The organism is Sphingomonas turrisvirgatae (assembly GCF_001721295.1).
Taxonomy (GTDB): Bacteria; Pseudomonadota; Alphaproteobacteria; order Sphingomonadales; family Sphingomonadaceae; genus Sphingomonas; species Sphingomonas turrisvirgatae.
The window spans coordinates 1-3,327 of record NZ_MDDS01000056.1 but is presented as its reverse complement, the minus strand read 5'-3'; the positions used below and the strand labels follow the sequence as shown (position 1 = coordinate 3,327).

Sequence of the window (3,327 nt, the reverse complement as noted above, 5' to 3'; positions counted from 1 at the left end):
GGCGAGCAGGGCGGCGGCGCAAAGGCCGGCAATGAGGCGGCGCATCTTACTTGGCTCCCGCTGGCGTGGCGGGTGCTTCGGCAGGGGCGATGACGACCGGGGGCGTCACCGTCTCTTGCGCAAGCGCGGTAGCGGGGAGGGCGACGGCGGCAAGGAGCAGCGCGGTGGCCCGGCGAAGCGCACGAGGCGCTGATGCGTTGATCTGGGTCATAACGGGGTTTCAATGAATGGAACCCACGATTCGTCGCGCAGATGGCTCGAAATTGCGGCGAGCCGTTAAGCCGTATCGACCAGGTGAGGGATTCAGGTAAAAACGGCGGCAACTTGCGCTGCCGCCGTTTTGACTTGGCCGTTACTCTGAACGATTGTTCAGGGAATAGTGACCGTCTTGATCGGGATGCCCTTGAATTCCGGCACGGCCTGAAGCTGCGGTGTCACCACCTTGAGATCACCGACGACGACCAGCGTCATCTTGCTCAGATCGAAGGCGTTCGCGGCCGCCTGCATCTGTGCCGGCGTGACGGCCAGCGTTGCGGGCACATAGGTGTCGAGCCAGTCGCGCGGCAGGCCGAGTGCGTCGCGCGTCGCGAGCGAGTTCACCAGCGATCCCGGGGTCGAATTCTGGATCACGAACAGCCCGGCCATGTACTGGCGCATCCCCGCCGCTTCCTCGTCGCCCGGCGGGGTGGTCTGAAGCGTGCGGATTTCCTTGATGACCTCGCTCAGCGATGCGCCGGTCGCCGCGGTGGTCACGTCGGCGTTGAAGGTCCACACCGCGTTGGTCGGCAACAACGCGACGCTGGACCCGGGCGAATAGGTATAGCCTTTGTTCTCACGGATATTGCGCGTGATGCGCGAGCTGAACGAGCCGCCAAGCAGTGCATTCATCACGCGCGTCGGAATGTCGCTGGCGCTGCCTGCCGCCGGGGCGGGGAAGACGAGGTTGATCGTCGATTGCGGTGCGCCGGGGCGATCGATCAGCAGCACTTGCGGCCCTGCCTTGGGATTGACCGGGATCAGCGCACGGTCAGGCCCGGCCGCCCAGCCGCCGAACGACTTTTCCACCGCGGCCTTGACCGCTGCGGCATCGAACTTGCCCGCGATGTAGAGGTGCGAGCGCTTCGCGCCGAAATTGGCGGCGTGCCACGCCTTGAGCTGTCCCGTCTGATAGGCGCCGAATTGCGCCGCGGTGGGCAGCACCCGGCCATAGGGGTGGTCGGGGCCATAATAGGCGCGAGTCCAGGCCGCGTTGGCGAGCGTGCCGGGCTGCGTGAGCGCGATGGCGAGGCGGCGGTTCCAGTTCGCCTTCACCCGCGCCAGCTCGCTGTCGGGGAAGCTCGGCCGCTGCGCCACATCGGCCACCAGCGCGATCGCGTCGGCAGTGCGTTCGGACAGGACGTTGATCGACACGCTGGACGAGGTGGCACCCGCGCCGGCCCCTGCTCCAGCCACGCAGGCCCCGACCGCCACCCAGTCGCGCACCACGATCGCGCCCGGCGTGGTCGAGCAGGCCGAGCAGGAAGCGCGCGAACGCGCCGCCGCACAGCGCGCCGCGACGCCGCAGCGCAGCGCACCTGCAGCGCGCGCCGCCCCGGTCGCCCGCGTTGCGTCCAGCGCTCCCGCCGCCGTTACCCCGGCAGCGACAGCGCCGACCGCGCCTGCCGCCCCGGCTACCGACGCCCCCGAGCAACCCGCACCTGCCGCTACCGCCCCCGTCGCGCCTGCTGAACCGGTCGCGCCTGCGGCCGAGACGCCGCCGCAGCAGCAGCAATCCGGCGACAGCGGCACCCTCTGGCTGGTGCTCGCCGGTCTTGGTGCCATCGCCGCCGCAATTGCCGCGATGAAGCTGTTGCGCCGCCGCCGCGACGAGGATGTCTATGAAGACGCCTATGTCGATGAAAGCGCAGCGGCCGAACCTGTCTACGAGCCCGAACCCGAACGGATCGTCCACCCCGCGCCCGCTCCCATGGTCGCTCCGGCTGCTGCTGCCGCTGCTGCCGCCCCCGCCTTCGGCGAGCGTCCGGTCGAGCCTACCCCGCGCCACGAGCCGGAAGTCCATGCCGCGCTCGAGAGTGCCACGCTGCACCGCCCTGACTCGGCCGATATCGATGCCGTCCTCGGCGGCGCCGAACCGCAGGGCAACCGCCCTCAACTCGAACTCGCGATGCGTCCCCTGCGCGCCGGCGTGACGCGGAACGAGGGCGTGGTCGAATTTGAGCTGACCGTCGCCAATGCCGGCGGTGTCGCCGCCCAGGATGTGCGCATCGGTGCGTTCATGCTGAACGGCGCGGCGCAGGACAGCGCGATGGAGCGGCTGCTGACCAACCCGCCGGCCGATGCCGTGGTCGCGGCGGATGCGATCGCGCCGGGCGACGGCACCCGCGTCGATGCGGCGGTGACGCTCCCACGTGAGGCCATGCACGACCAGCCCGGCCATGACGGCTTCGCCCCGATCGTCCTTGCCGATGCGCGCTATCGCCTGCCCGACGGCAGCGAGGGGCGCACCGCCGCCGCCTTCACGGTCGGCCGCACCGACGGCGGCGACACGCTGATCCCGATCGGCCTCGATGACGGCCCGGCGATGTACGAGGATATCGAGGCGCGGCTGCACAGCGTCCCGGCCAAGGTCTGAACCACGGTCGATTTCCGGTCAGGTGGGACCCGCGCACTTTATGGGTGCGCGGGTCTCTCCGCATCTGCTAACGGCCCCCGGGTGACCGTGATCCAGCTCCGCGCCACGACTGCGCTGACCCTCCTCCTCCTGTCCGCCCCGGCCGCTGCCCAGAACGGGCAACAGCCGGTGATCGTGACGCCCCCGGTCGGCGATTTCAGCCTGCCGCCCAGCGGTCAGACGCCCGCGCCGCGGCCCACGGCCGAGCCGGCTCCGATGCCGACCCCGCCGCGCGCTACCCCGGTTGCGACGCCCACGCCCTCGCCCCGCCCGACCACGGCGCGTCCGGCTCCGGTGCCGACCGCAACGGCCGCGCCGGCACCTGCCCGGACACCCGCGCCAACGCCCGGCGCGACCCCGCTTCCCGCGGCCCCGCTTCCCGCAACACCGGTTGCCGAAACCCCCACCGCCTCACCGGTCGCGTCCGATCCGACCGGCAACGCCACTGCCGCCGCGACGCCGGAGCCGGTCGGCACCGGCCTGCCCGGCTGGCTGATCTTCGTGCTGGGGGGCGGCTTGCTGCTTGCCGCCGGCCTCGGCGCGGCGGGAGGGGGCTGCCGTCGGGGCGGCGGGTCCCCGTGCCTCTTTTCGCCTTCTACGGTCGTCGTCGAAAGGCGTGCGGCACTCTCCCGTCGCGTCCCCGCCTCTAACTCTAC

The 3,327-nt window shown here is 70.9% G+C and carries 2 protein-coding genes and 1 pseudogene; 2 read left to right on the top strand and 1 reads right to left on the bottom strand.

What is annotated here, in order from left to right; genetic code table 11:
• Positions 1-369 precede the first annotated feature (369 nt).
• On the bottom strand, positions 370-1,410 hold the full coding sequence (locus BFL28_RS15850) for a M16 family metallopeptidase (protein ID WP_173655777.1): 1,041 nt from the start codon (positions 1,408-1,410) through the stop codon (positions 370-372).
• Between BFL28_RS15850 and BFL28_RS15845 the strand changes: the two genes are divergently transcribed.
• The gene (locus BFL28_RS15845) at positions 1,382-2,632 is read left to right on the top strand and encodes an LPXTG cell wall anchor domain-containing protein (RefSeq protein WP_173655776.1); all 1,251 of its coding nucleotides are present in this window, start codon (positions 1,382-1,384) and stop codon (positions 2,630-2,632) included. The genes BFL28_RS15850 and BFL28_RS15845 overlap by 29 nt on opposite strands.
• Positions 2,633-2,713: 81 nt before the next feature.
• Positions 2,714-3,327, top strand: a pseudogene (locus BFL28_RS20795) (hypothetical protein); the annotation flags it as partial.